Source organism: Trinickia sp. (genome assembly GCF_051954495.1).
Taxonomy (GTDB): domain Bacteria; phylum Pseudomonadota; class Gammaproteobacteria; order Burkholderiales; family Burkholderiaceae; genus Trinickia.
The window spans coordinates 1-25,788 of record NZ_JBQCHR010000076.1 but is presented as its reverse complement, the minus strand read 5'-3'; the positions used below and the strand labels follow the sequence as shown (position 1 = coordinate 25,788).

The window sequence follows — 25,788 nt, the reverse complement described above, 5'->3', positions numbered from 1 at the left end:
CGGTCACACGCGGCCCGGCTACGCTCGAGTATAGGAGGCGGCAATGCGCATGAAGGCGATTGCATTCGCGGTGCGGCGGTGCCGTAACGACCTGCGATGACACGGCCCGCTGTTCCGACCCCGGATTTCATGTCCGACGCGCAGGCGCGCTTCGATGCGCTCGCGAACTACGAGGTCACGCTCAGATCGACATCGGCAAGCGCCGAGGCCATCGTGGTGCGCTACGCCTACCGTAAGCCGGGCTTCGTGCGGATGGACTTCATCCGTCCTCATGCCGGCGCGACGCTTGTTTATAGCCCCGAAACGAGGCAGGTCACGCTTTGGCCGTTCGGTTTCGGCACATTTGCGCGACTGACCTTGAGCCCGGACAGCCGCCTGCTCCAAAGCCCCCACGGCCATCGTGTCGACCAATCCGATATCGGCGCGCTGCTCGTCGACGTGCGCAAGCTTCAAGAGCAGGGCGATACGCGGATCCTGGGCCTCGAGGCTGTCGGCATGTCGAGGGCCGCGCATGTTGTCGTGGAGCGAAGCGTCAAACGTCAGGCGGCCGGTGTATGCCGCTATGAGTTGTGGTTCGACGCAAACCACGGGCTGCCCGTGAAGGTCGTGAGCGAGGGCGCATCGGGCCGGCCGATCGAAACGGTGCTCATGGAGGATCTGAATATCGATGTGCCGATGTCGAGGTTGGCGCCCTTTGGGTAACGCGACACTGGCATGAATGTCGCCTTCTGACTATGCTCGTACAAATCGGGCCGCCGATCCGGGGGATCGATTCCGATCGTTTTGCGCATTCCCCGAGCGCTGTTGCATGCCGATGCTGCACTCAATTCATGTCCGACCGACTGGGTGGGGGAGCCGAACATGCTATTGAACACCTACAAGGCCGTCGCGGCGCTGTCGCTGGCTGCCCTCGCGGCGCTTGCCGTTCTGTCGGTCGGCTTGCCGCACCCAGTCGCCAATGCGATGGGTTTTCTCGCGGTGTTCGCGGTGCTCGTCGCGGTGCAGACGCCGCTTACGCGGTCGTTGCTGCTCGTCTTCAGCGGCTTTCTCATCGCGCGCTACATTGCCTGGCGCTTCGCTTCGTTCCCCCTGCACAGCGCGCTGCCCTCCCAAATCGTGGCGGTGGCGCTGCTCGCGGCCGAACTCTATTGCATGGCCGTAGTGCCCTTCGGCTACTTCGTGAGCGCAAGGCCGCTCGATCGCGTGCCGCCGCCGCTACCGGACGATCGCGCCGCGCTGCCGTTCGTCGACGTCTACATTCCAACGTATTCGGAGCCGCTTGCCGTGGTGCCCCCACGGTATGCGGCGCGGTTGAAATCGACTATCCGCGGGAACGGTTTCGCGTGTTCGTGCTCGACGACGGCTTCCCCCGATCCAAGACGGCGAAGCGGCCCGAGCAGCGAAGCGAACTCGCCGCGCGCGCCGAAGCCTTGAAGGCGCTCTGCGCGCGTCACGGCGCCACGTATTTGACCCGCGAGTCGAATGAGCATGCCAAAAGCGGCAATCTGAACGCTGCGATGGGAAAGACATCGGGCGAATTGATCGCGATCCTCGACGCCGATCACGTTCCGACGCGCGACTTCCTGCGCTCGACCGTGGGCTTTTTCATCGCCGATGCGAAGGCGGCGCTCGTGCAGACGCCTCACTTCTTCACCAATCCCGACCCGCTCGAAAAGAATCTGGGCCTCTTCAACCGCATGCCCGCCGAGAACGATCTCTTCTACCGCGTGGTGCAAAAGGGCCTCGATACGTGGAACACGTCGTTCTTCTGCGGGTCCGGCGCGCTCGTGCGGCGCACGGCGATCGAGGCGATCGGAGGATTCTCGACCGATTCCATCACCGAGGACGCATCGACCTCGGTCAAGCTGCATCAGCGCGGCTGGCGTTCCGTCTACCTGAGCCGGCCGATGGTCGCGGGGTTGCAGCCCGAGACGATTTCCGGCTTTCTCGTCCAGCGCATTCGCTGGGGCGTGGGCATGATGCAGATCCTGATGAAGCAGAACCCGTTGATCGTGCGCGGTCTCGCACTCGCGCAGCGGCTAAGCTATTTCTCCGTCGGGCTCTTCTGGTTCTTTCCCTTCGCACGCCTCGTCACATTCGTCGTTCCGCTGATCAGCATCGTCTTCAAGCTGCAGATGTACCCCGGCGGGACGGAAAACCTGCTCGGCTACACGCTGCCGTATATCGTGGCGGCGTTGCTCACGGCCGAACGGCTCAACGGACGTTTCCGGCGCATCTTTTCCTCCGAGCTCTATGAAACGCTGCAGGCGTTCTACATGTTGCCGGCTATCGCGTCCGCGCTCGTCCGGCCCAATGCGCCCACGTTCAGCGTGACGCCGAAGGGCCAGCAGAGCGAGGCCGATTTCATCAGCGAATTTCGCTTGCCGTTCTACGCGATCTTCGCCGGCTCGGCGATCGGGCTCGTCTGGGGCATCGCCCGCATGGTTCTCGAGCCCGAAGCGCGTTCTATTCTCGCGGCGGCCGTGGCTTGGATTGGGTTCAACCTGTTGCTGAGCTTCGGGGCGCTCGGTGCGCTCTTCGAAAAAGCGCAGCGGCGCGTGCGGCCGCGTATCGCCATCGGCGAGCCGATCACGGTCGTCGATGCGATCGGCGAGCAAGAGGCCTTGCTGGTCGATGCCAACGAACTGGGGTTGCGCATACGCGTGCGTGCGCCGTTGGCGCAGGGGACTTTCGCGGTCAAGTTCGCGGGCCGCTTGCTGAACGCGCGCGTGAGCGCTTTCATCGACAGCGCCCGCGGGGAATACGTCGGGCTCTACACCCCTAGTTGCGCCGAAGACGAGCGGGCGGCCGTCACGTTGGCCTATGGCGACAGCGAGCGATGGCTGAAGCAATGGAAGGAGCGCGAGGCGCCGGCGAACTTCGTGCGTTCGCTGGCCGGCATGCTCCTTGTTTCCGTTAAGGGGGCTCATGCCCACGCGCGCCACGTCGGGCGCAAGGTGTTTCATGGGTAGCGCCATGAAGGGCGGGCTCCTTCGCTTTGCCGCGGCGCTGCTGATGAGCCTCGCCGCCGCGGATGCGTGCGCGCAAACGGCGGCGCGGCCTTTCTCGGCGCTCAGGCCCGCGGGCGGCGCGGCGGCGAGCGCCCATGCGCTCGTCGTCGAACTCTCGCCGCGCGAAGTGCTGAGCGGCGCGCATCTCGACGTCGTGCCCACCGTCGAGCCGCCGATCGGATCGCGTTACGCGGTGTGGGTCAACGGCGCGCTTGCCGCCGATGTCCTCGCAAGCGGGCCGAAGCAGACGCTGGCGCTCGCACCTAATTTGTTCGATCCGGGCGTCAACACGATTCAACTCGCACTGGCGCCGCCGGGCGCGCCGCTCACGAGCGAGCTCGCGCGCCCGGCCGCCGCGAGGGTCGACGACGCCCGGTCGAGGCTGTCGCTCGATTTCGCGGGGCTCAGGCCGAACCCCACGCCCACGCTCGCGCAGATTCCGCAGGCATTCGACGCGCGCGCCTGGCTTGCGCGTACCTTGAGCGTCGATTTGGGGCTAGGCCCGAGCGCCCCCGAGCAGTTGGAGGCGGCCACGCTCGCCGTGCAGCGCATCGTCGCGCGAATGCATCAGGTGGATGTCTCGGTGGCCTATTCGAGCGAAGGCTCGATTGCCGAATGGGGCCGCGAACCGGAGTCATGGGGGCTCAATGAAGAAGACCTCGCCGCTGGCGACACACTGGTCGTCGGCACGCGCGCCACGCTCTCGCGCCAACTCCCCGCTTCGATCGCACGCGCCGTGACGGGGCCGTTCGTCGGTATTTACCCCGCCAATGCGGGCAAGTTCGTTATCGTCGTCATCTCGGGTGTGACCGACGCCGACTGCGTTCGAGCCGCGCAGTGGTTCGCCGATTCTTCGGCCGCGCTGCCCGCCGAAGCGGCCACGGTGATCGGCAAAGATGCGCGCGTGCGACCGCCCGCGGCGCATGCGGCCATTGCGCTCGCGGAGCCGGACCCCGCGCTCGTGCGCGCGACGCTGCGGTTTGCCGCGGCGCGGACGAAGGCGACAGGCGAGGTCGCCGATTTCGCGATACGTTTTTCCGGCGATCCATCGGATGCGAACTACTTTTTCGGCAAGGACTCGGCGCTCCCGCCGGGCCTTCGGCGGCACTTGCCTACCTACGCGCCTTTGCAACCGGGGCAAGCCGTGTCGCTGCCCGCCACCGTCGGGGGCGACTCGTTCGTCGCGATCGTCGGCGCACGCAATGCCGCCGTGGTGGGCGCGGTCGATATGCTGCGCCGTCCGGCTGTGTGGTCGCTCTTCACGCAGCATGCCACGCTGTTCGATACGCGGGCGCAATCGGCTGTCCCGCTGGAGGCGGCAAGGCGTTCGCCGCTCGCCGAGGTCAGGCTCTTTCTGGCCGATCCGCTGACCTTTTGGTCGGTGCTCGGCGCGTTATTGCTGGCCAGCTTCGTCTTCGTCAATCTCGCGTTGAAAGCGCAGGTCGCTCAACGGCTCGAGGCTGCCGGCCAGCGGCCTGCCGGTGAAGCGCCACCTCAAAAATCGACATGAAGCGATCGCTCGTCCTTACCGCGGCGGGAACCGTTCTCGCATGGCATGGCCTCGCCGGCGCGGCGCAACCCTCGACGCTCGCTGCGCCGCCCGCGGGGCCGTCATCGAGTCCGGGCAGTTCGAGCGCGGGCACGGAACGCGGCTGGGGTAATGCGCCCGCCGCTGGAAACGCGGTTCGGCTTGCCGAGCCGCCCGCGCCGTCTCCGAGTGAGCATGCATTGCCCACTGTCCCGCCCCGGGGCGCACGGCGTTCGGTTAGCCCGCGGACGCCCGCGCATGCGAAGCCGGCGACGCCCGCCCAATCACTGGGTTGCCGAAGTCTGCCGGCGAAATGGCGCGAAGCGCAGCAGCTCGCGGACGCGGGACAATTCGACCAAGCCTACGCCGCCTATGCGGCTTTGCTCCATGAGTGCTCGGGCGTAGGCGAGCGCGAGGGCACGGCATGGAAAGCCGCGAAGGCGCTTCCCGCCGCGTATATGGAACGGCTGCTTGCCGATGCCGCGTTCGATGCGCCCAAGTTGCGCAAGACGCGCACCGATATCGAACTGCAGCAGATGTACGCGGAAAACACGGCGGGCAGTCACGACCGCGCGCTGGCGTATTCGCGTTCGCTGCGCGCCGATCCGTCGGTGAAACTCGATGCCGCCGCGCTCGAAGTATCCGGCTGGCTGGAGGAGGAGGCCCATGACGATCTAGCCGCCGAACGGCTGTTTCGCGAAGCGCTCGCCGGCACGACGAATCCCGAGAGCGCGCGCCAAGGGCTGGCGCTTTCGCTGATGCATCAAGGGCGGCTGGAAGAAGCCCAGGCCCAGTCGAGCCAACTGACGAGCCCGGACGGCCGGCGCTTGAACGCGCAGGTCGCGCTGGCGCGCGCCAAGGCCTCGGGCGACCCCGCTCAAGTCGATGCCGCGTTGACGCTGATCGACGAGACGGGCGGGGCGAGCGATTCGGCCACGCGCGCGCTCGTCGGCTGGGCGTTGTTATCGAGCCAGCGCCCGGCCCGAGCGGAAGACATCTTTCGCGCGCTGCATCGGCAAGATCCCGACAACGCGGAATATTCGCAGGGCCTCGCTTACGCGGCCGCCGCCGCGCGAGACTACGCGGCGCTCGATGCGCTCGTCGCGGAAAACAAGCCGGGCACGCCGGCGCAGGCGCGCGAGTCGCTGGCCGAGCACGATGCGCGCCTTGCGCTCTATTCCCGGGCGCGTTCGCTCGTGGGACATCCGATGGAAGGACAGGGGGCGGCGGTGCAGGGGCTATTCGGCCTCGATCGAAAATCGGGCGCAGCCGGGCAAGACAAGCTGACCGTCTGGACGATGCCGCAATTGTCGGCCACGCTGCTGCCCACGCCGACGCTCACGGTGCAAATCGATGCCGCGCTGCTGCGTTTGGACAACGACGTGCGCCACGCATGGGGCAAGCAATTCGGCGCCGCGGCGCGCACCGATTGGCATGACGGCGCGCTTTCTTTCGGCGCGGCCGTCGAAGCGCCGGGCCGGGCGCCGGAGCAGTGGCTAGGCAAGATTCGATACCAAAGGTACGCTCAAAACGAGCAATCGTTCGTGCGACTTACCGCGGCGCGCGACGGCATTTACGACTCGCTGCGCGCGTACGAAGGGACGGCCGCCGGCCTGGGTCCCGCGATCTCGTCGTCGCTCGAACTCGCCGCGGGGCAGCCCATCGGCGGTACGGCTTGGCATGTGGCTGAAACGCTCGCAGGCGGCGTCGTGATGGCCACCGGCACCGCCTTCAATCCGTTCTACTCGGTGAGCCTCGGCCTGACGCGGGATTTTTTCGTGAAGGGCTGGAGCTGGCTCAACACGGGCCCAGACCTGCGGTTCAGTTCCTACCGTTACGACGCAAACCGCTTCGATGGTCCGTACGCCGGGTATTGGAGCCCGAAGTCGAATCGCGAGGCAGGGCTCGTCTTCAATGCGCAGACGCAGGAGGGCGGCCGCCTCCTGTTCAAGACAGGTGCTCGCGTAGGCTATGCCACGCGCGAGTTGTACACGGGCCGGGCCTCGGGCGCGTTCGGCGAGGATACGACGACGCTTGCGGGGCTCGTCGCAACGAACCTCATCATGGGCGCAAGCGTGGGATTTCGCGCTTCTCCCGGCTATCGGGATCTGAGCGTCATCGCCTGGCTCAAGCTTCCGCTCGATGCACGTGCGCATCTTCGCGTGGTGGATCTCGTCACGCCGCGAGGCTTTTAGGCGTTGCCGGCTCGTCGGCGAGCGGGCGCTCGTGGTTTTCGCCTGGTAGGACGCGTCTTTGCTCGGTCATTGCGTGGCGAGCGGTGTCGGACCTTGGCATTGGGCGTCGGAAGCGGCTTGCGTGCCGGGCGGGCAACGATGCGGGTGAAGGCGCCGTTCGCGCTGCCGCTTTTCGCGCATGCGCGCTTCGCGGTTGCGCTCGTCCTGCAGCGCTTGTTGACGCAGCGCTTCTCGGCGTAGCGCTTCTTGCCGGAGCGCATCGCGGCGCACTGCTTCCTCACGCAGCGCGTCCCGGCGCATTGCTTCTCGACGCAATGCATCTTCGCGCATGCGGTCTTGGCGCATCCGCTCTTCGCGCATCCGCTCTTCGCGCATGCGATCTTCGCGCATGCGCTCGGCCCGGCGATTGTCCTCGAGTGCGCTGACGTGGATCACCGTGGCGCAGCTAGCCGCTTGGTTCATGTCGCCGGCGCAAGCTTGAGCGGGGTGCGCGATCGCATGTGCGGATGTGAGCAGCATCAGGTAGCAAGCGCCACGCGCGAAGCGCTGGGAGCACAAAGCCATTTGGAACTCCGGCCACATGGAAGTTGCCATGGTCGCATCAGGGGGGGAGCCAGTTCGAAGGGAAAGCGAAATGATCGACCGCACAGCGAACCCGGTCGTACGCCTTGAACGCCACCACGTACCGGCCGACGAGGCCGACCGATGAGCGGCATCCACGGCGCAATCGCCGTTCTTCGCAAATCCGGTTGTCCCTTCGCGGACAGACGGCACAGCGGCGCTCACTCGGTTAGTGTCGAACCGAATCTCGACACGAGCGCCCGTATGCGGTTGGCAAGCCTCGGCATGCTGGAGCGCCAGCCAACTATCCCGTCATCGGAGGAGTCCCATGCGAGCGGATCGCTCGAGTCAAACCGCCGAGTTCGTGGCGATGTATCGCGCCGCGCATCAAGTGCTCGATGCGCCGCCGCTATTTGACGATCCGTTTGCCATTTTGATGACGCATCCGCAGTTTTCGCGTGCATTTCAAGCGGATCCGGAAAGTAAGCGAGCGCAATTGGCGCCGGCTCGCCGGGTTTTCTTGGCCGCGCGCAGCCGCTATACGGAAGATCGGCTGGCGCATGCGCTCGGGCAGGGCTGCACGCAATACGTCGTGCTCGGCGCTGGGTTCGACACGTACTGTTTGCGCAGCAAGGACCGGTCGCTACGGATCTTCGAAATCGATCATCCCGCCACGCAGGCGACGAAACTCGCCAGGTTGCGTAACGCCGGCGCGAAAATCGGGCCTCGGACATCGTTTCACGCCGCCGACTTCACGCGCCAGCCGCTGAAGGAGATCCTCCTGGACGCCGGCGTCGATCCGGCGCTACGCGTATTCGTATCGTGGCTTGGCGTCGCGCAATATTTGCCCCGGGAAGTCATTCGCGCCGCGCTCGCGGATATCGCCGGGTTCAGCGCGCAAGTCGAGATCGTTTTCGACTACACATTGCATTACTTACTGCAAAACCAGACGCAACGCTTCATCTTCGACACCTCGCGTCGTTTCGCCGCGTGGAAAGACGAACCGTTTCGCAGCATGTTCAGGCCCGAGGAAATCGTCGAGCTGTGCGGCGCCGCGGGATTTTCCGCGACAACGACGACGAGTCTGGACGAACTCAATGCGCTCTATTGCGATCCGGCCGGCAGTTCGCCGAGAATAGCGGGCATCAATCAACTGGCCTACGCCTGCGTCGAACGGCGAGGATCGCGTCATACAGCGGGCTGACGGGCGCGCGCCCGCGATGGCCGGGTGAGGCGTTCGCTCGATGTTACGCCTCCTTCAAAGGAAACGAGCAATAGATGGACACCGGATTTACGGAATTGCCTGTCTACTTCTACGGCTATCACGACATAGAGACGTTTTGCCTATCCCAACGAGCATCATTGGCTAGGGAGCGCATTGGCTTAATCTTGGGCGTCATGCGCGGAGGCGGAATCCCCGCGCTGATGCTGTCCCAGATGTTGGGTATTCCGGTCGACTTCGTCCATTACGATCGTCGCGAAGCAAAGGCCGAAATCCGAAGCGACAAAGCGTTCGAACTCATTGCGTCCTGCGTGAAGGCAGGCCAAAAGATATTGCTGGTGGAGGATATCGCCGGCGTCGGGCAAACGCTGATTGATTGCTACGAATATGTGCGCGCGTTGGTCGAAGACGCGGCCTCGCTCAAAGTGCTGGCGCTGGTGCATCACGAGAACAGCAGAACTAAACCGGACTACGGGAAGGATTGCGCCGGAGTTCGAGCCATCTTGCCGTGGGAAAGGTACGTCACGAGCCGGCTTTGCTTGGAGGATTTTTTAAAGACGGGGCGGGCGTTGCCGGACGATCAACGCTACAAGAAGACGCTGGCCATCGACGATGGGGCCGCCCCTCTAGACCTCGGGCTCGACTGGCCGGTGGATCATCGTCTCGCGTGCGATGGGGATGACGATTCTATCGTGGCGGCCGTTCGAGCGATCGGCCCCGAGGAAATTTACTGCAATAGCGAGCGGCTGATCGCTTCGATACTGGAAAAGCTCCCGTTCGCGATCGTCTACAAGGTGATCGATCGAAAGCGGTATCGGATCATCGCGGTGGATTGAGCGTCGAAGTGGGCGCGCTCAAGGCGGAGGGCGCAGTCCCTTTCGCGCGATCTTTGCGGTGCGGCGCGCCGCGCGTGCGCATCGGCGCCCACGGACAGAGGGCTCGGCATCGATATCGTCCGAGCCCTCTGCTTGCCGCGGGCCTGCCTGCCGCTTACGCCTCGGCTGTGCTGGCGACTTGCGCTGCTTCGCTCGCCTCGGGCGTGCGGATGAGGTAGTCGAATGCGCCCAACGCTGCCTTGGCGCCATCGCCCGCGGCGATCACGATCTGCTTGTACGGCACCGTCGTGCAGTCGCCGGCGGCGAACACGCCCGGCACGTTCGTCTGCCCCTTGGCGTCGACGACGATCTCGCCAAACCGGCTCAATTCAACCGTGCCCTTGAGCCACTCGGTGTTGGGCACGAGGCCGATCTGCACGAACACGCCTTCGAGCGCGACCGTGTGTTCTTCTCCGCTCGCACGGTCCTTGAAGCGCAGTCCGTTGACCTTGTTGCCGTCGCCGGTGATCTCGGTCGTTTGCGCGTTCACTCGCACCGTGACGTTCGGCAGGCTGCCGAGCTTGGCCACCAGCACCGCGTCGGCCTTCAACTGATCGTTGAATTCGATCAACGTGACATGTGCGACGATGCCAGCCAGGTCGATCGCGGCTTCGACGCCCGAGTTGCCGCCGCCGATCACGGCCACGCGCTTACCCTTGAAGAGGGGCCCGTCGCAGTGCGGGCAGTACGCCACGCCCTTGTTTTTGTATTCCTGCTCGCCCGGCACGTTGACGTTGCGCCAACGCGCGCCGGTCGACACGATCACGCTGCGGCTCTTCAACGTACCGCCGTTTTCCATCCGCACGGTCACGAGGCCGCCCGGCTGCGTCGCCGGAATCAACTCGACGGCGCGTTGCTGCGACATGATGTCGACGCCGTAATGGCGCACTTGCGCTTCGAGGGCCGCGGAGAACTTCGGGCCGTCGGTTTCGAGCACGGAGATGTAATTTTCGATCGACAGCGTATCGTTGACTTGGCCGCCCATGCGTTCGACGGCGATGCCGGTGTCGATGCCTTTGCGGGCGGCGTACACCGCCGCCGCCGATGCAGCCGGGCCGCCGCCGACGATCAGCACGTCGAAGGCGTTCTTGGCGTCGAGCTTGGCCGCGTCGCGCTGGGCCGAACCGGTGTCGAGCTTGGCGACGATTTCCGCGAGGTCCATGCGGCCCGCGCCGAACATTTCGCCGTTCAGATAGACGCTCGGCACGGCCATGATCTGGCGCTCGTCGACTTCGCTTTGGAACAGGGCGCCGTCGATCACCACGGTCTTGACGCGCGGGTTCAGCACGGCCATCACGCTCAGCGCCTGCACGACGTCCGGACAGTTGTGGCACGAGAGCGACATATAGACCTCGAAGCGATAGTCGCCGTCGAGCGCCTTGATTTGCTCGATCAGCTCCGGCTCGACCTTGGGCGGATGGCCGCCGGTCCAGAGCAGGGCGAGTACGAGCGAAGTGAATTCATGCCCGAGCGGGATGGCCGCAAAGCGCAGGCTTTGACCACCGCCCACGGGGTTCAGGCTGAACGAGGGCTTGCGCGCGTCGTCGCCGTCAGTGCGCACGGTGATCTTGTCCGACAGCTCGGCGATAGTCCGCAGCAGTTGCTCGAGCTCGCGCGAGCTCGATTGCTCGTCCAGCGACGCCACGAGTTCGAACGGCTGGTTCACACGCTGCAGGTAGGCCTGCAATTGGCCCTTGAGGCTGTCGTCCAACATGATGATCCTCGATGCTTGAGAAGTTGCGAACTGGCTGATTCAATGCCGGCCGGGGACAGCCCGGCCGGCGCGTCAATCCATCGATGCGATTGACGGCGATGGCGATGCTTAGATCTTGCCGACCAGGTCGAGCGACGGGGTCAGCGTCTTCGCGCCTTCCTTCCACTTGGCCGGGCAAACTTGGCCGGGGTTGGCGGCGACGAATTGCGCTGCCTTGAGCTTGCGCAGCGTTTCCGACACATCGCGAGCGATCGCGTTGTCATGCACTTCCATCGTCTTGATGACGCCTTCCGGGTTGATGATGAACGTGCCGCGCAGCGCGAGGCCTTCTTCCGGAATGTGCACGCCGAAGGCGTTGGTCAGTTGGTGCGTCGGGTCGCCGACGAGCGGGAACTTCGCCTTGCCCACGGCTTCGGACGTTTCGTGCCACACCTTGTGCGAGAAGTGCGTATCGGTCGTGACGACGTACACTTCCGCGCCGGCCTTTTGGAACTCGGCGTAGTTTTCGGCTGCGTCTTCGACTTCCGTCGGGCAGTTGAACGTAAATGCAGCCGGCATGAAGATCACGACCGACCATTTGCCCAGGAGCGACTGTTCGGTGACCTCAACGAACTTGCCGTTGTGGAACGCTTGGGCCTTGAACGGTTGGACTTGGGTGTTGATAAGCGACATGAAGTTTCCTTGAACAGTGGTGGGTTGGAACATGTGCCGTTGTTGACGGACTCTATATTGATGAAATCTTACAACAAATTCAATTCGATAGTTTCTATCTAAGCGATAAAGGCGGACTAACAGGATCATAGGTCGGGCGAAGGCGTCGGCGGCGGGGCCCGCGGCTGATGCCGCGCGCGATTCGCCACGGCTATTCACACCCGCGCAGCCTGCGTGCCAACCAAGCCGGCAGCCGGCCGATCAGCTTTTAGAGGTCCACGGATTGATGACCCGCACCCCGCCCGCCTCATAGGGGGACGTGTCGCGGGACGCGACGGTGAATCCTCGCGAAACCGCGATGGCGGCAATATAGCCGTCCGGGGTAGGGAAGCCGCGTCCAGCCTTTCTGGCGGCGAAGGCCAAACGCGCGTGGTGACGTACGGCGTCGACGTCGAACGGCAATATGCGTCCCTCGAAGAGCTCGGTTAAGCCGTCTAGTGCATTCGCGAGCAGATTTTTGCGCTTGCCGGTGGGCAGCGCCGCGATGCCGAACAGCAGTTCCGCCAACGTCACACTCGATAAGTACAACGTTTCGGCGGCTTGCTCATTGAGCCAAGCTCGGACGGCGACATCCGGCTCCGGCTTCATTGCTTCCGAAACTACATTGGTATCCAAAACAATCATTCAAACCTCATCGGCTCCGCCGGCGTCTTGTCTCGTCCCTCGTCAAAGACAGCGAAGTCTTCATTCGTTAGACCCACTTTGCGACCCAAGGCGGCCAAAGCGTCGCCCAATCGCACGCGTTTTTCCGGTTTCACAGTGCTTGCGAGAATTTCCCGCACTTCGGCTTCGGTGCTGTGCCCGTGCTGGGCGGCGCGAAGTCTTAGCGCCCGGTGCACGTCGTCGGGCACGTTGCGTACAGTTAGAACGGCCATCGTCAACTCCTTTGTCCTGCTGTCGATGACGTCAATTGTAGCAATTTGCTGTCGCCAAGGCTATCTGCGGCGGCGGCTTGGGCGAGGGAGCTCCCGCGGAGCGGGAATTGCGCGGGTTGGGGTAAGGTAGACCCTCGGAGTCTACGTCTCGCCGGCCCTTGAGCGCCCCATTCGTGCGGCTCCGGCACGTCGAACGGGGGGGCTCATGCAGCCCAAGGGCAATCGCGCGATCACGTTATGGACGCAGCGCCGCTTGAGTCCGGAGGAAGCCGTCGCGCACAATCCTGCGTTCAAGCAGTCAAGGGCACGACGGCTTGTTTCAACTCATCGAGAAAGCGCTTGCGCCACCAATGCACGTCGTAGCGCCGTATGGTGGCCATCAATGAGGCATGCCGCTCCACGCGTTCTTGGATCGGCATCGTCAGCGCGCGCTGGATGGCCTCGGCCATCTCTTGCGTATCGTACGGGTTCACCAGCACCGCTTCCTTGAGCTGTTCCGCCGCGCCGGCAAAACGCGACAGGACGAGTACGCCAGGGTCAGTCGGATCCTGGGCCGCGAGAAACTCCTTCGCGACGAGATTCATGCCGTCGCGCAACGGGGTAACGAGCGCGACTCGGCTCGCGCGATACAAACCGGGCAGGCGCTTGCGCGCCACGCTGCGATGAATGTAGCGCACGGGCATCCAGTCGAGTTCGCCATAGTCGCTATTGATCGCGCCGCAAAGGCTGTCCATTTCACGACGCAGATCGTCGTACGCATCGAGGTCTTCGCGGCTCGGCGCCGCGATCTGGATCAACGTCGCGCGGTCGCGGTTCTCTTCGTGGCATTCGAGCAGGCGGCGAAAGGCTTGAAGGCGCTGCGGCAGTCCTTTGGAATAGTCGAGCCGGTCGACGCCGACGAGCAGCTGCCGACGCGAGTATTCCTTTCGCATGCGCTCGAACATGTCCATTCCTTCGCGGCTTCGAGCGAGTTTAGAGAACTCCTCGATGTCGATGCCGATCGGAAACGCCGCCAGTCTGGCGGTTCGGCCGAATGCGCGGAATGTTCCGTCGGGCAAGCGCTCCACGTTGATTTCGGCTTCGAGGTGGCGCGCGAAATGCGTCAAATCGCTTTCCGTTTGAAACCCGATCAAATCGTAGGCGAACAGCGATCGAACGAGCCAGGCATGCTCCGGGATGGCAGCGAAGATTTGAGGTGGCGGAACCGGAATATGCAAAAAGAAGCCGATTCGATTCTCGCAGCCCAAGGCGCGTAATTCCGCGGCGAGCGGGATCAGATGATAGTCGTGCACCCAGATCACGTCGTCCGGCTTGAGCAGCTTGTGCAATGCGTGAGCGAACTTTCGATTGACGCGGCGATAGGCGTCGGCGAATCGCTCGTCGAATCGTGCCAGGTCGAGCCGGTAGTGAAAGACCGGCCATAAGACGTTGTTGGCGTAGCCGAGATAATAGTTCTCGTATTCTTCTCGGGTGAGATCGGCCGTGGCGAGCTGGACATTGCCGACGGTTTGAACGTTGACCTTCGTGCAAGTCCCTTCGTCGGATGCGTCCTCCCGTTGGCGACCGCTCCAGCCGAACCAGATACCGCCGGTTTCGCGCAAGCTTTCCCTGACCGCCACGGCAAGGCCCCCAGCGGCGGGTTTTTGAGGATTTGCAACGCGGTTGGAAACGACAACCAGACGGCTCATCGGGTCTCCTTTGGCTATGTTGTGGTTCGAATGCACCGAGCAATGCCCGATGCTTTCGACGACACTTCGATCCTTCGTTGCGGCGAACCTTGAATCCAAGGGCTCGAATCGGATCGGCAGCGAAGGTCTTGGCTAGAGGGAAAGCGCCGCGCATCGCACCTCGTTGCGACGTCATCCGGCACGGTGGGCGGCCGTGAAACCGCGGCACGCTCGAGAAGGCGGTCGAACGCATCGTCGACACGCCGTACGCCGCTCGTGGCGCCTGAGCGACGGGCATCGTTTGACGATGCCGAGTACGCATGCGAGAGCGATGAGAAGAGCGTACGACCGGGATTTTAAACGATGCGGCGCGACTCGGCCATGTGAGGCGTTCGAGCATCCGCGCCGTTACGAGTAAACTGCGTGCTTGGCCCAAGCTAGGGAAAGCGCCTTTTTGCGCTATCCAAGGCATCGGGCAGTTCGTTTATCCCACGCAATGCCGCCTCATGACAAACAAACCGATCGCCACGCCTTTCAGCGAACTTCCGCTCGCGCCTGCGGTACTCGCTAACCTCGACCGGCTTGGGTATGTCTCCATGACGCCGATCCAAGCGATGAGCCTGCCGGTCGCGCTCGCCGGGCACGACTTGATCGCCCAGGCGAAAACGGGAAGCGGCAAGACGGCCGCATTCTCGCTCGCCTTGCTCGCACGGCTCGACGCACGCCGATTCGACGTGCAAGCCATGGTCCTGTGCCCGACGCGAGAATTGGCCGATCAGGTCACGCAGGAAATCCGCCGCCTGGCGCGCGCCGAGGAAAACATCAAAGTGCTGACGTTGTGCGGCGGCACGCCCATGGCGCCGCAAACCGCTAGCCTCGAACATGGCGCGCATATCGTCGTGGGCACGCCGGGGCGGATCATGGACCATCTGGAGCGGGGCAGCCTTGCACTCGGCGCTCTGAATACGCTCGTGCTCGACGAAGCGGACCGCATGCTCGACATGGGCTTTTACGACGATATCGCGAAGGTGGTCGGTCAATGTCCGAAGGAGCGCCAAACGCTGCTGTTTTCCGCGACGTATCCGGAGGGCATCGCCAAGCTCAGTCAGCGGTTCTTGCGCAACCCAAAAGAAGTGAGGTTGGAAGAGCGCCACGACGACAGCAAGATTCGCCAGCGTTTCTATGAAGTGACCGAAGACGAGCGGCTGCACGCGGTCGGCCTGTTGCTGAACCACTACCGTCCGGTGAGCACGCTGGCGTTCTGCAACACGAAACAGCAATGCCGCGATCTGCTTGACGTGCTGCGCGCGCAGGGCTTTCACGCGCTGGCGTTGCACGGGGAGCTCGATCAGCGCGAGCGCGATCAAGTGCTGATCCAGTTTGCGAATCGAAGCTGCTCGGTACTCGTCGCGACCGATGTCGCCGCGCGCGGGCTAGACGTGGCCCAGCTCGAAGCGGTCATCAATGTCGACGTGACGCCGGACCCGGAAGTGCATGTGCACCGAATCGGCCGCACGGGCCGCGCGGATCAGGACGGCTGGGCGCTGACCCTCGTCAGCATGAACGAAATGGGGCGTGTGGGCAGCATCGAACAGGCGCAAGGGCGCGATCTCGAATGGCACGCACTTGCCGAACTCAAGGCCGAAAACAATGCCCCATTGTTGCCGCCGATGGAAACGCTGCAGATTCTAGGCGGACGCAAAGAAAAGATTCGCCCCGGCGATGTGCTCGGCGCGCTCACCGGCGAAGCGGGTTTTAGCAGCGCGCAGATCGGCAAGATCAACGTGACCGAATACTCGACCTATGTCGCGGTCGAGCGAAGCATCGCACGGGATGCGCTGCGCAAGCTCAACGCGGGCAAGGTCAAGGGCAAGAAGGTCAAGGTCCGGTTGATGGATGAGTGAAGCTCGATCGGCAGGCCTGTAAGCACTGGCTTGTTGCCGTCGAGCCGAGCATCGATCGTTGGGGAGCGTGCCGGCGTCATACGCCGCGCTATCGAAGAAAAGACATGAAACGACTATTCCTAGCCGCGCTTGCGGCCACCTGTTTCGCCACCGGCGTTCGGGCGCAAAGCAATGAGCCCGGTCCGTTCGTCACGCCTTCGGGCAAGCTGCAGTTCCTGCAAGCCGGCGCGGAATTCTCGGGGATGCTCGACTCGGAAATTTTCGATCGCTTCGGCGCGAATCGGCTCACGCATTTCGATGATGTCGATCAGGCGAACGATACGGTCGTGCGCACGCTGGTGCTGACCGATCGCGGCCCCGTGCTCTACGATTTCCGCCGCCATCCGCCGCTCGTGCAGCGTTTGGGCAAGCGCATGACGGTGAGGCGCGTGTTCTGGCAGGGCGATGAGGTCGTATTGCAAAGCTCGACAGGCTGGTTTCGGTTCAAGGGCGGTGTCTTGACGAACCTGCAGTCGTCGAAGATGACGTTTCATTGATCACGCGCCGGCGGCTCCCCATCGCCCGGCCTGGACCGAATGCTGGCCGCGCCCAGCCCCGCTCCGGTGAACGCGCACGCCGCGCACACGAGCGCGACGGCACGCAGCGGCGCGCCATGCGCCCCAACGAACACGATGCCGAGAACGGCAATCGCAAGTAAGCTCGCCACGCGTGCAACGGAATTGTTGATGCCGGAGGCGACGCCGGCGCGCTCGTTCGGCACCGAACTCATGACGGTCGTGGTCAGCGGCGCGACGGTGATCGTCATGCCCAGCCCGAGTACGGCCAGTGCAGGGAAGTAACCGGACCAATAGCCGCCGCGGGCGAGCGGCAGCGCCAGGAGCGCAAAGCCTATCCCGGCCGCGCAAGGGCCTGCCGTCAGAAGCGCGCGCGGACCATAGCGGCTCGTCAGCCCCCCGGTGAAGCGCGACAGCGACCCAATGATGACTGGCACCGGCAGCAGCGCGGCACCCGCTTCCGTAGCGGTGTAGGCATGCGCGCGGATCAGCGTGTACGGCAGAAAAAACAGCAAGCCGCCCAAGCCGAAGTAGAGCAGCAGCGTGACAAGATTGGCGCCGGTGAATTCGCGCGAGCGAAACACGTCGAGCGGCACCATCGGATGGCGGCTATTCGCTTCGATCGCCACGAATGCGGCCAGCGCCAGCACACCGGCGCCGATCGTCCCGGCGACGAGCGGATCGGCGAATCCTCGCGCTGGGGCCGCTGTGAGCCCATAGGTGAGGGCGGCCAATCCCGCCGCCGCGGTCAGCGCGCCTAGCCAGTCGAGCTTTTGCGGTGCATCGAGTTTGTGGCTGTTCGGCACGGACGATGCGGCCAAGACGATCGTCACCGCCGCGAGCGGCACATTGAGAAAGAAGATCGCGCGCCAAGAAAACGCATCGACCAGCCAGCCTCCCGCCACCGGTCCCGCCGCGGACATCATCGCGCCTACTCCGGTCCAAATGCCGATCGCCCGCCCGCGCGCTTCGCCTTCGAATACCGCGCCGATGATGGCAAGACTGCTCGGGACGAGCAACGCCGCGCCGACGCCCTGGGCCGCGCGCGCGGCGATGAGCGCATCCGCGTGCGGCGCCAGCCCGCAGGCGGCCGAGGCCAACGAGAAGAGCCCGATGCCGGCGATGAACACCGTGCGTCGGCCGAGTTTGTCGCCCATCGACCCACCGACGAGAACCAAGGACGCGAGAAACAGCAGATACGCGTTGACCACCCACTGGATGGCGGCAACGCTCGCGCCTAGGTCGCTTTGAATGGAGGGCAGCGCGACATTGACGACGGAGCCGTCGATGAACGCCATGCTCGAACCGAGGATCGTCGCGGCCAGTGCGCGACGTTTGCGCTGACACGGCCGGTCGACCGTGGTTGGCTGCGTGCGAATGATCAGTTCGTCACAGGGCGCCGCTTGCACGGCGACGGCGTGCGCGGTATCGCGCGGACGATCGAAAACGTCTTGGCTGGCCAAATTCGCTCCCGTCCCAATGGATCCGGCTGGGGAATAGAGCGCGTCCGCTCGTGACTCGGCGGAAGAGACGCGCGCGCAGTTCGCAATCAGTATGACGCACGGCGTCGCCGATGTACTGCCCGCCGTGCCGAGCCGCTTAGCCCTTTGGGACAACAAAAATGTATAGACAACATAATTCATATGACGATAAGACGCTAGGGCATACCCGAATAAAGGCCGAATTTATGGGGGTTCCACTTGATCCGCATTTTTGTTTCGTGCAATGTTGTCTATACAACCTCGCAGCAAAGCAGGCATCGGTGCGAGTCAAGTCTTTTCCCACGCAATAGGAGTGTCGAAATGAACGTGAAGCGCACCATGCTCGTCAAGGCATGGATCGGTGCGGTACTGGGTACGGCTTTGCTGACGGGGACCGCCGAGGCGAAGGAATGGACGTCGGTCACGGTGGCGACCGAAGGCGACTACGCACCGTGGAACCTGACGGAAGCCGGCGGCAAGCTGAGCGGTTTCGAGCCGGAACTGATGGCGAACCTGTGCGCCCGCATCAAACTGCAATGCAAACTCGTCACGCAAGACTGGGACGGCATGATTCCGGGCCTACAGGCGGGCAAATTCGACGTGCTGGTCGACGCCATCTCTATCACGCCGGAGCGCGAGAAGATCATCGGCCTGTCCAAGCCCTATGCCGCGACACCCGCGACGTTCGCCGTGGCCGATACGACGATCCTCCCAAAGGCCGCGGCCAAGCCCGTCGTGGTCAAACTCGACAACAACGCGCACACGGGGCAACCCGGCGTCGAGGCGCTGCGCAAAGCCTTGAAGGGCAAGTCGATCGGCATTCAGTCGGGCACGGTGTACACCGACTTCATCCAAAACAACTTCAAGGACGTCGCGACGATTCGCCAATACAAGACTGCGCCCGAGCGCGATCTCGATCTCGCGAACGGCCGTATCGATGCATCGTTCGACGATGTGACTTATTTCACTTCGGGCGCGAACAAGAATGCGTCGATCGTGATGGCCGGCCCTGAAATCGCGGGTCCGGTCTGGGGGCCGGGCGAAGGGTTGGCGTTCCGCAAGCAAGACGCCGATTTGAAGGCGAAATTCGACACGGCGATTGCGGCGGCGATCGCGGACGGCACGGTCGCGCGCCTTTCCCAGAAGTGGTTCAAGACGAACGTCGCACCCTGAGCGGCATGAAGGAATGGGCAGCGTGAAGATTCGGAGCGGAACATGAATGCGTTCGAAATGTTCGGATTTGGCGTCAACGGGTGGGGCACGGTATTGCTGCTCGGCGCGTTGATGACCGTCGTATTGACGCTTGCTGCGCTAGCCATCGGCGCGGTATTCGGCGCCATCGTCGCGGCCGCGAAGCTCTCGCATTTCCGCGCTGCCGGTTTTCTGGGGGAGTGCTATACGACGGTCTTTCGGGGCGTGCCCGAACTGCTCGTGATCTACCTGTTCTATTTCGGCGGGTCGAGCTTCGTCTCGGCGCTTGGGCATTGGTTCGGCGCCGAAGGGTTCGTGAGCGTGCCGCCGTTCGCGGTGGGCGCATTCGCCGTGGGCATGATCTCCGGTTCGTATCAGGCCGAGGTCTACCGCGCGGCGGTGCTGGCGGTCGCCCCTGGCGAGATCGAAGCGGCGCGGGCGATCGGGATGCCGCGGCGAACGATGCTTCGCCGCATCCTGATCCCGCAGGTGCTTCGTTTCGCGCTGCCGGGCATCGGCAACGTATGGCAGATGAGCCTCAAGGATTCGGCGCTGATCTCGGTAACGGGGCTGGCCGAGCTCATGCGTCAAAGCCAGGTCGGCGCTGGCTCGACGCACGATTACTTCGGTTTCTTCATCGCCGGCGGTGTGCTGTATCTCGTGATTACCGGGGTGTCGAATCGTATCTTCGGTCGTGCGGAGGCGGTCGTCGGGCGCTCGTTCAAACGTAACTTTGCTCGTAACTGATCGCCGCCCGGGGATAACACATGTCGATCGATTTCGCTTTCCTCTACGACACCATGTGCCGGTTGTTGGCGGCGGTGCCGGACACGCTTGGGATCTTCTTCGCGTCGTTGGCGCTGGGCGGTTTGTTCTCGCTCGTCATCGTCGCGATGCGCGTCTCGCCGTATTGGCTGCCGAACCGCTTTGCACGCCTATACATTTTCGTGTTCCGCGGGTCCCCGCTGCTGATTCAGATGTTCCTGATCTACTACGGGCTCGGCCAATTCGGCGTCATTCGCCACAGCCTGCTATGGCCGCTGCTGCGCGAGCCCTACGTGTGCGCGGTGCTCTCGCTCGCGCTGTGCACGGCGGGCTATACGGCGGAAATCATTCGCGGCGGCCTGATGGGCGTGCCCATCGGGCAAATCGAGGCCGGCTACGCCATCGGCATGTCGGGCTTCAAACTGTTGCGCCGCGTGATCGCGCCGATCGCGCTGCGGCAGTGCTTGCCGGCCTATTCGACGGAAGCCGTGCTGCTCGTCAAATCGACGGCGCTCACGAGCCTCGTCACCGTCTGGGAAGTGACTGCGGTGGCGCAAGACATCATCCGCCAGACCTACCGCACGACCGAAGTCTTCGCGTGCGCGGCGTTGATCTATCTGTGCTTGAACTTTGCGATCGTGCGTGTGCTCGGCTTGGTTGAAAAACGGTTGTCGCGGCACCTGCGCGCGCCAACGCGGCCAGCACCCGCGTCCGCTTCGGCCAATCTCGCCCGCGCCGCTTCACGCTAGCTCGGCACGCATTAGACGGAGAACCCCATGAATACGTCCGCACCTGTCACGCTGTCGGTCAAGAATATTCAAAAATCCTTCGGCGACCACCACGTCCTGAAGGGCATATCGCTCGATGCCAAGGAGGGGGACGTGATCTCGATCCTCGGCGCGAGCGGGTCCGGCAAGAGCACGTTCCTGCGCTGCCTGAACTTGCTCGAGACGCCGGACGACGGCTCCGTTTCGCTCGCCGGCGAAGAGCTGAAGATGAAGCGACGCGGCGACGGACGCCTGCAGCCGGCGGATCGCCGCCAGGTCGATCGCATGCGCTCGCAGCTCGGCATGGTGTTTCAGAACTTCAACCTCTGGTCGCACATGACGGTGCTCGACAATCTGATCGAGGGCCCGTTGCGCGTGCTCAAACGCAGTCGCGCCGAGGCGGTGGAAGAGGCCGAAATGCTTCTCGCCAAGGTTGGGATGGCAGATAAGCGCGGGTACTATCCCGCGCATTTGTCGGGCGGCCAGCAGCAACGCGTCGCGATCGCGCGCGCACTGGCCATGCATCCGAAAGTCATGCTGTTCGACGACCCCACTTCCGCGCTCGATCCGGAACTCGTGGGCGAGGTGCTGCGCGTGATGCGCTCGCTCGCCGACGAAGGCCGAACGATGCTCGTCGTGACGCATGAAATGGGCTTTGCTCGGCACGTGTCGAATCGCGTGCTGTTTCTGCACGAAGGGCGAGTCGAGCTCGACGGTACGCCGCAAGAAGTATTCGGCGAACAGAAATCGGAGCGTTTCCGCCAGTTCGTCTCCAGCCACCAGGATCGGGCGACGCACTGACGTCGCGTTGAGGTTTTTTTTGCAGATTATGAACCCTCTCATTCGTTCCGCCGAGCCGTTCGATTGGCTGGCAATCGCCGAGATCGCCGCCGGGGCGCCGCTCGAACTTTCCGGTGATGCCTGCGCGCGTATCGATGCGGCCCGTGCCCTGGTCGAACAGATCGTCGCGCGCGGGATTCGCGCCTACGGCGTCAATACGGGCGTCGGCGCGTTATGCGATACGGTCGTATCCGAGGCCAAGCAGCGCGATTTGTCGCACAACATTCTGATGAGCCATGCGGTCGGGGTCGGTCCGTTGCTCGGGCGAGAGGCGGTGCGCGCGATCATGGCCGCGGCCGTGAACAACTTCGCGCATGGGTGCTCCGGTGTGCGGCTCGCCGTGGTTCACCAGCTCGTTGCGCTGCTCGAGGCCGATTGCATCCCCGAAGTGCCGGCGTTCGGTTCGGTCGGATATTTGAGCCATATGGCCCATATCGCCCTCGTCTGTGTAGGAGCCGGATGGGCCCGCTTGAACGACACCCGTATGAGTGGCGCACAGGCGCTGGAACGGCTCGGCCTCGAACCGCTGTCGCTCGAGGCGAAGGAGGGGCTAAGCTTGGTGAACGGCACGCCGTGCGTGACGGGGCTTGGTGTGCTCGCGCTGGCGCGTGCGCGGCGCCTGCTCGATTGGGCGGATGTGGCGGCCGCCATGACGTTCGAAAATCTGCAAGGGCAGCTCGAAGCGTTCGGCGCGCAATCGCTCGCATTCCGGGTGTCGCCGGGCCTCGAAACCGTGGGCGCGCGGTTGCGCGGGGCGTTGACGGGCAGCGGCATCCTGGCCGTGGCAGCGGGACGGCGCACGCAAGATTCACTGAGTTTGCGCGCCATTCCGCATGTGCACGGCGCGGCGCGCGACGTCTTTACCGATGTGGCGAAATCGGTCGATCGAGAGCTGGCGTCGGTGACCGACAACCCGATCGTCGCCGGTACGCCCGAGAACCCGAGCGTGTATTCGCAAGCGCATGCGGTCAGCGCGTCGCTTGCGCTGGCGATGGATAGTCTTGGCGTGGCGTTGGCGCAGGTGGCGGCCATGTCCGAACGCCGCATCGATCGGCTCGTGAACCCGCTCGTGAGCGGCTTACCGGCGTTTCTCGCGGCGGAGGGGGGCACGCGTTCGGGCTTCATGATCGCGCAATACACGGCGGCGTCGCTCGTTGCGCAGAATCACCGCGAGGCGTCGCCGGCCAGCCTCGACGGCGGCGTGACGTCGGGGCTTCAGGAGGACCACCTGTGCCATGCGACGCCGGCGGCCTTGAAGGCGCTCAATATCGTCGAAAATGGCACGCGCATCGTCGCGATAGAATTGCTCGCCGCCGTGCAGGCCTATGATCTGCAACCCGCCGACTTGCCGCGATCGCCCTATACCGAGGCGGTGCGCGCGCAAGTGCGCAGTCTCGTGCCGACCTATCGGGACGATCGTCCACTCGCGGACGATATGAACCGAGTGTTCCGGATGATCGCCGAGGATGCGCCTCCACCGCTGGCCGACCCAGAAAGGCGACCTAGTCGAACACACGATGAATATGAACGTACAAGCTGAGATCGCGGCAGACCCCGCCGAAACGCCGCGCAGAAGTCTGCCGGCCTACGAGCAGATCAAGCGTTATGTGGTGGACCGTATCGCGAACGGCACCTGGAAGCCCGGCGACATGATTCCTTCCGAGGCGGAACTGGTCAAGGAATTCGGGGTAGCCCGCATGACCGTCTCGCGCGCGCTGCGCGAGCTGACCACCGAGCGCGTGCTGACGCGCGTGCAAGGCTCTGGCACGTTCGTCGCGCCGCGGCACTACGAATCTCCGGTGCTGGAGATCCGGAACATTGCCGACGAGATCGTCTCGCGCGGCCATCGCTATGGCGCGCGCGTGCTCACGCTCGAGCGCAGCGACGATCCGGATGCGGTGGCGACACTCGATCTGGAGAAGGGGCCGGTGTTTCACTCGCGTATCGTGCATGCGGAAGAAGACGAACCGATCCAGTACGAGGACCGGTTCGTGAATCCGCGCGTGTTTCCCGATTATCTGCAGCAGGATTTCACGTTGGAGACGCCGAATCACTACATGGTCAGATTGGCGCCGATCCAGCGCGCGGAATTCCGCATCTATGCGCAAAAGCCCGATGCGAACGTGCGACGCTACTTGGAGATGGAGATCGGCGAGCCCTGCTTGCTGGTCTGGCGCCGCACCTGGGTCGGCAAGTCGGTGGCCACTTCGGTGAAACTCTGGCATCCCGCCTCGCGTTTCCATTTGACCGGCAGCGTTTGACGGACTAAGTCGAGGCATGGCCCGGGCGCCTCGGGGCGGCCCGTATAATAAATTAGGATTCCTAATCAATATGGCGATGAGATTCGCGCTTAACCATCGCTTCGCCTCGTCGCGCCGCCGATATGTGTGACGGTTGGCTCGCTATCTGCCGTTTTCGTTTAAGCGCCTTACCCGACGGACCGAAGTCGGCTCCGTCGACAACACCAACGCAACATCGATGAATGGAGATCCGAATGAAAATGAAGCTGATGGCGCTGGCCGTCACCGCTGCTTGCGCCTCGCCCGTGTTTGCTCAGAGCAGCGTCACTCTGTATGGCGTGATCGACGAGGGGCTGAACTATACGAACAACGTCGGGGGCAGTCGCGTCTACGAGATGCAGAGCGGCTACGTGCAAGGTAGCCGGTGGGGCCTGCAGGGCAGCGAAGATCTCGGCGGCGGCACCAAGGCGCTCTTTCAGCTCGAAAACGGCTTCGACGTCAATTCGGGCCGGCTGGGACAAGGCGGCCGAATGTTCGGTCGTCAGGCGTTCGTCGGCTTGAGCGCCGAACACTACGGCACGGTGACCTTCGGGCGGCAATACGATTCGATGGTCGACTACGTCGGGCCGTTGACGTCCAACGGCAACTGGGCCGGTTATCTGTTCTCCCACCCGTACGACAACGACAATACCGACAACTCGTTCCGGTTCGATAACGCGGTGAAGTACACGAGCCCGAACTTCGCCGGTCTGCAATTCGGCGGCGCGTACAGCTTCAGCAACAGCACGAACTTCGCGGATAACCGCGCCTATAGTCTGGGGGCGCAATACCAGCGCGGCGGGCTGCTCGTGGCGGCGGCCTACTTGCAGGCGAATAACCCGGGGAACGGCTCGGCAGGCGCCATCACGGCCAATGACGCGAGCTTCATTGCCCAGCGCATGCGCGTGTTCGGTGCGGGCGTGAATTACACGTTCGGGCCCGCGACCGTCGGCTTCGTCTATACGAATTCGAACTACAAGAACCCGACCGGCAACGGCTATCTGGGCACGCCCGGCGCGATCGTCGCCTCGGGAACCACGCTGAATGCGCTCAAGTACCAGAACTTCGAAGTGAACGGCCTATATCAGGTGACGGCGGCGTTCTCGCTCGGCGCGGAGTACACGCTGTCGCTGCAGCACGACGACTCGTCGGCGGGCAATGCCGAGTCGAAGATTCACCAGCTCGGTTTGATGGCCGACTACAACGTGTCGAAGCGCACCGACGTTTACGCCCAAGCGGCCTATCAGCACGTCGCCGGCGACAAGACGAATTCGATCCTCGATCAAGCGTTCGTGCTCGGTACCGATGCGCCGTCGTCGACGGCGAACCAAATCGCGGTGCGTCTGGCGGTGCGGCATAAGTTCTGAGGCGGGCTGCTAGGGCGCTGCGCTGATGGAACCTTTTGTCGGTGTCCTATGGCTGCGCGCGGAGGCGCAGCCATAAGAGTCGCCGCGTGCGTGAAACAGTCGGGTTTTGCGAACTGATTCGATCACGAGCGCGGGTCTTCGGCAGAATGTCGGTCCGTGACCCGCCCACATCTGCGCGGGTCTTCATTTTTCGCGAAGTTGGACAAATTGCACAAAATACGTAAAACGCGGAATATCTTGCTGTGGGATCCCTATGGCTACTGTAACCGCCACCGATCTAG

Annotated in this window: 23 protein-coding genes; 16 read left to right on the top strand and 7 right to left on the bottom strand. The window is 63.7% G+C overall.

Annotated features, from left to right (window positions below):
* Positions 1–96 precede the first annotated feature (96 nt).
* From ACTHNR_RS10585 to ACTHNR_RS10565, 5 genes are all read left to right on the top strand, one after another.
* Positions 97–702, top strand: coding sequence for a LolA family protein (locus ACTHNR_RS10585; protein WP_440547554.1), 606 nt, complete (start codon positions 97–99; stop codon positions 700–702).
* Positions 703–861: 159 nt separating this feature from the next.
* Positions 862–1,434 carry a hypothetical protein gene (locus ACTHNR_RS10580; RefSeq protein WP_440547553.1) on the top strand — a complete coding sequence of 191 codons (573 nt, stop codon included), beginning with the start codon at positions 862–864 and terminating at the stop codon, positions 1,432–1,434.
* On the top strand, positions 1,344–2,972 hold the full coding sequence (locus tag ACTHNR_RS10575; protein WP_440547552.1) for a glycosyltransferase family 2 protein: 1,629 nt from the start codon (positions 1,344–1,346) through the stop codon (positions 2,970–2,972). The genes ACTHNR_RS10580 and ACTHNR_RS10575 overlap by 91 nt, the downstream gene beginning before the upstream one ends.
* A complete protein-coding gene (locus ACTHNR_RS10570) occupies positions 2,965–4,521 on the top strand; it encodes a hypothetical protein (protein ID WP_440547551.1) in 1,557 nt (518 codons plus the stop codon). Before ACTHNR_RS10575 ends, ACTHNR_RS10570 begins: the two co-directional genes overlap by 8 nt.
* A complete protein-coding gene (locus ACTHNR_RS10565) occupies positions 4,518–6,734 on the top strand; it encodes a hypothetical protein (RefSeq protein ID WP_440547550.1) in 2,217 nt (738 codons plus the stop codon). Before ACTHNR_RS10570 ends, ACTHNR_RS10565 begins: the two co-directional genes overlap by 4 nt.
* A gap of 66 nt (positions 6,735–6,800) precedes the next feature.
* On the opposite strand, the gene ACTHNR_RS10560 is transcribed toward ACTHNR_RS10565, so the two are convergent.
* Positions 6,801–7,298, bottom strand: a complete 498-nt coding sequence (locus tag ACTHNR_RS10560; protein WP_440547549.1) for a hypothetical protein — start codon at positions 7,296–7,298, stop codon at positions 6,801–6,803.
* A gap of 325 nt (positions 7,299–7,623) precedes the next feature.
* On the opposite strand from ACTHNR_RS10560, the gene ACTHNR_RS10555 reads away from it, so the two are divergent.
* Both ACTHNR_RS10555 and ACTHNR_RS10550 read left to right on the top strand, forming a co-directional pair.
* Positions 7,624–8,499: a class I SAM-dependent methyltransferase gene (locus tag ACTHNR_RS10555; RefSeq protein ID WP_440547548.1), complete on the top strand. Its 876-nt coding sequence runs from the start codon at positions 7,624–7,626 to the stop codon at positions 8,497–8,499.
* Positions 8,500–8,573: 74 nt separating this feature from the next.
* Positions 8,574–9,353, top strand: coding sequence for a phosphoribosyltransferase family protein (locus tag ACTHNR_RS10550; RefSeq protein ID WP_440547547.1), 780 nt, complete (start codon positions 8,574–8,576; stop codon positions 9,351–9,353).
* A 154-nt stretch (positions 9,354–9,507) separates the two neighbouring features.
* On the opposite strand, the gene ahpF is transcribed toward ACTHNR_RS10550, so the two are convergent.
* The 5 genes from ahpF to otsA form a co-directional block, all read right to left on the bottom strand.
* The gene (gene ahpF / locus ACTHNR_RS10545; protein ID WP_440547546.1) at positions 9,508–11,106 is read right to left on the bottom strand and encodes an alkyl hydroperoxide reductase subunit F; all 1,599 of its coding nucleotides are present in this window, start codon (positions 11,104–11,106) and stop codon (positions 9,508–9,510) included.
* Positions 11,107–11,214: 108 nt separating this feature from the next.
* Positions 11,215–11,778 carry an alkyl hydroperoxide reductase subunit C gene (ahpC, locus tag ACTHNR_RS10540; RefSeq protein WP_277426908.1) on the bottom strand — a complete coding sequence of 188 codons (564 nt, stop codon included), beginning with the start codon at positions 11,776–11,778 and terminating at the stop codon, positions 11,215–11,217.
* A 240-nt stretch (positions 11,779–12,018) separates the two neighbouring features.
* Positions 12,019–12,441 carry a type II toxin-antitoxin system VapC family toxin gene (locus ACTHNR_RS10535; protein WP_440547545.1) on the bottom strand — a complete coding sequence of 141 codons (423 nt, stop codon included), beginning with the start codon at positions 12,439–12,441 and terminating at the stop codon, positions 12,019–12,021.
* Positions 12,438–12,692 (bottom strand): FitA-like ribbon-helix-helix domain-containing protein, encoded by a 255-nt coding sequence (locus tag ACTHNR_RS10530; RefSeq protein ID WP_440547577.1) that lies wholly within the window; start codon positions 12,690–12,692, stop codon positions 12,438–12,440. Before ACTHNR_RS10530 ends, ACTHNR_RS10535 begins: the two co-directional genes overlap by 4 nt.
* Before the next feature lie 290 nt (positions 12,693–12,982).
* Positions 12,983–14,380: an alpha,alpha-trehalose-phosphate synthase (UDP-forming) gene (gene otsA, locus ACTHNR_RS10525; protein ID WP_440547544.1), complete on the bottom strand. Its 1,398-nt coding sequence runs from the start codon at positions 14,378–14,380 to the stop codon at positions 12,983–12,985.
* 485 nt (positions 14,381–14,865) lie between these two features.
* Here otsA and dbpA point away from each other — a divergent pair, with 485 nt between their 5' ends.
* Both dbpA and ACTHNR_RS10515 read left to right on the top strand, forming a co-directional pair.
* Entirely contained in the window at positions 14,866–16,263 is a 1,398-nt protein-coding gene (dbpA, locus tag ACTHNR_RS10520) for an ATP-dependent RNA helicase DbpA (RefSeq protein ID WP_440547543.1), read from the top strand.
* A 104-nt stretch (positions 16,264–16,367) separates the two neighbouring features.
* The gene (locus tag ACTHNR_RS10515; RefSeq protein ID WP_440547542.1) at positions 16,368–16,799 is read left to right on the top strand and encodes a hypothetical protein; all 432 of its coding nucleotides are present in this window, start codon (positions 16,368–16,370) and stop codon (positions 16,797–16,799) included.
* Here ACTHNR_RS10515 and ACTHNR_RS10510 read toward each other — a convergent pair.
* Entirely contained in the window at positions 16,793–18,280 is a 1,488-nt protein-coding gene (locus ACTHNR_RS10510; protein WP_440547541.1) for an MFS transporter, read from the bottom strand. The genes ACTHNR_RS10515 and ACTHNR_RS10510 overlap by 7 nt on opposite strands.
* Positions 18,281–18,619: 339 nt before the next feature.
* On the opposite strand from ACTHNR_RS10510, the gene ACTHNR_RS10505 reads away from it, so the two are divergent.
* The 7 genes from ACTHNR_RS10505 (at position 18,620) to ACTHNR_RS10475 (ending at position 25,507) form a co-directional block, all read left to right on the top strand.
* Positions 18,620–19,471 carry a transporter substrate-binding domain-containing protein gene (locus ACTHNR_RS10505; protein WP_440547540.1) on the top strand — a complete coding sequence of 284 codons (852 nt, stop codon included), beginning with the start codon at positions 18,620–18,622 and terminating at the stop codon, positions 19,469–19,471.
* 42 nt (positions 19,472–19,513) lie between these two features.
* Entirely contained in the window at positions 19,514–20,236 is a 723-nt protein-coding gene (locus ACTHNR_RS10500) for an ABC transporter permease (RefSeq protein ID WP_440547539.1), read from the top strand.
* Between the two features lie 20 nt (positions 20,237–20,256).
* Complete coding sequence (locus tag ACTHNR_RS10495) at positions 20,257–21,003, top strand: ABC transporter permease (RefSeq protein WP_440547538.1); 747 nt, start codon at positions 20,257–20,259, stop codon at positions 21,001–21,003.
* A gap of 27 nt (positions 21,004–21,030) precedes the next feature.
* On the top strand, positions 21,031–21,822 hold the full coding sequence (locus ACTHNR_RS10490) for an ABC transporter ATP-binding protein (protein WP_440547537.1): 792 nt from the start codon (positions 21,031–21,033) through the stop codon (positions 21,820–21,822).
* 28 nt (positions 21,823–21,850) lie between these two features.
* A complete protein-coding gene (locus ACTHNR_RS10485) occupies positions 21,851–23,401 on the top strand; it encodes an HAL/PAL/TAL family ammonia-lyase (RefSeq protein ID WP_440547536.1) in 1,551 nt (516 codons plus the stop codon).
* A complete protein-coding gene (gene hutC / locus ACTHNR_RS10480; protein ID WP_440547535.1) occupies positions 23,379–24,122 on the top strand; it encodes a histidine utilization repressor in 744 nt (247 codons plus the stop codon). Before ACTHNR_RS10485 ends, hutC begins: the two co-directional genes overlap by 23 nt.
* A 233-nt stretch (positions 24,123–24,355) precedes the next feature.
* Positions 24,356–25,507, top strand: a complete 1,152-nt coding sequence (locus ACTHNR_RS10475) for a porin (RefSeq protein WP_440547534.1) — start codon at positions 24,356–24,358, stop codon at positions 25,505–25,507.
* Positions 25,508–25,788: the final 281 nt, after the last annotated feature.

Bases quoted from the DNA above. Each gene is read 5' to 3' on its own strand.
- ACTHNR_RS10490 (WP_440547537.1), top strand. From the start codon at position 21,031: ATGAATACGTCCGCACCTGTCACGCTGTCGGTCAAGAATATTCAAAAA.
- ACTHNR_RS10585 (WP_440547554.1), top strand. From the start codon at position 97: ATGACACGGCCCGCTGTTCCGACCCCGGATTTCATGTCCGACGCGCAG.
- ACTHNR_RS10550 (WP_440547547.1), top strand. From the start codon at position 8,574: ATGGACACCGGATTTACGGAATTGCCTGTCTACTTCTACGGCTATCAC.
- ACTHNR_RS10555 (WP_440547548.1), top strand. From the start codon at position 7,624: ATGCGAGCGGATCGCTCGAGTCAAACCGCCGAGTTCGTGGCGATGTAT.
- ACTHNR_RS10500 (WP_440547539.1), top strand. From the start codon at position 19,514: ATGAATGCGTTCGAAATGTTCGGATTTGGCGTCAACGGGTGGGGCACG.
- ACTHNR_RS10475 (WP_440547534.1), top strand. From the start codon at position 24,356: ATGAAAATGAAGCTGATGGCGCTGGCCGTCACCGCTGCTTGCGCCTCG.
- ACTHNR_RS10560 (WP_440547549.1), bottom strand. From the start codon at position 7,298: ATGGCTTTGTGCTCCCAGCGCTTCGCGCGTGGCGCTTGCTACCTGATG.
- otsA (WP_440547544.1), bottom strand. From the start codon at position 14,380: ATGAGCCGTCTGGTTGTCGTTTCCAACCGCGTTGCAAATCCTCAAAAA.
- ACTHNR_RS10565 (WP_440547550.1), top strand. From the start codon at position 4,518: ATGAAGCGATCGCTCGTCCTTACCGCGGCGGGAACCGTTCTCGCATGG.
- ACTHNR_RS10580 (WP_440547553.1), top strand. From the start codon at position 862: ATGCTATTGAACACCTACAAGGCCGTCGCGGCGCTGTCGCTGGCTGCC.
- ACTHNR_RS10570 (WP_440547551.1), top strand. From the start codon at position 2,965: ATGGGTAGCGCCATGAAGGGCGGGCTCCTTCGCTTTGCCGCGGCGCTG.
- ACTHNR_RS10535 (WP_440547545.1), bottom strand. From the start codon at position 12,441: ATGATTGTTTTGGATACCAATGTAGTTTCGGAAGCAATGAAGCCGGAG.
- ACTHNR_RS10485 (WP_440547536.1), top strand. From the start codon at position 21,851: ATGAACCCTCTCATTCGTTCCGCCGAGCCGTTCGATTGGCTGGCAATC.
- ACTHNR_RS10530 (WP_440547577.1), bottom strand. From the start codon at position 12,692: ATGGCCGTTCTAACTGTACGCAACGTGCCCGACGACGTGCACCGGGCG.
- ahpC (WP_277426908.1), bottom strand. From the start codon at position 11,778: ATGTCGCTTATCAACACCCAAGTCCAACCGTTCAAGGCCCAAGCGTTC.
- ACTHNR_RS10515 (WP_440547542.1), top strand. From the start codon at position 16,368: ATGAAACGACTATTCCTAGCCGCGCTTGCGGCCACCTGTTTCGCCACC.
- dbpA (WP_440547543.1), top strand. From the start codon at position 14,866: ATGACAAACAAACCGATCGCCACGCCTTTCAGCGAACTTCCGCTCGCG.
- ahpF (WP_440547546.1), bottom strand. From the start codon at position 11,106: ATGTTGGACGACAGCCTCAAGGGCCAATTGCAGGCCTACCTGCAGCGT.
- ACTHNR_RS10505 (WP_440547540.1), top strand. From the start codon at position 18,620: ATGAACGTGAAGCGCACCATGCTCGTCAAGGCATGGATCGGTGCGGTA.
- ACTHNR_RS10495 (WP_440547538.1), top strand. From the start codon at position 20,257: ATGTCGATCGATTTCGCTTTCCTCTACGACACCATGTGCCGGTTGTTG.
- hutC (WP_440547535.1), top strand. From the start codon at position 23,379: ATGAATATGAACGTACAAGCTGAGATCGCGGCAGACCCCGCCGAAACG.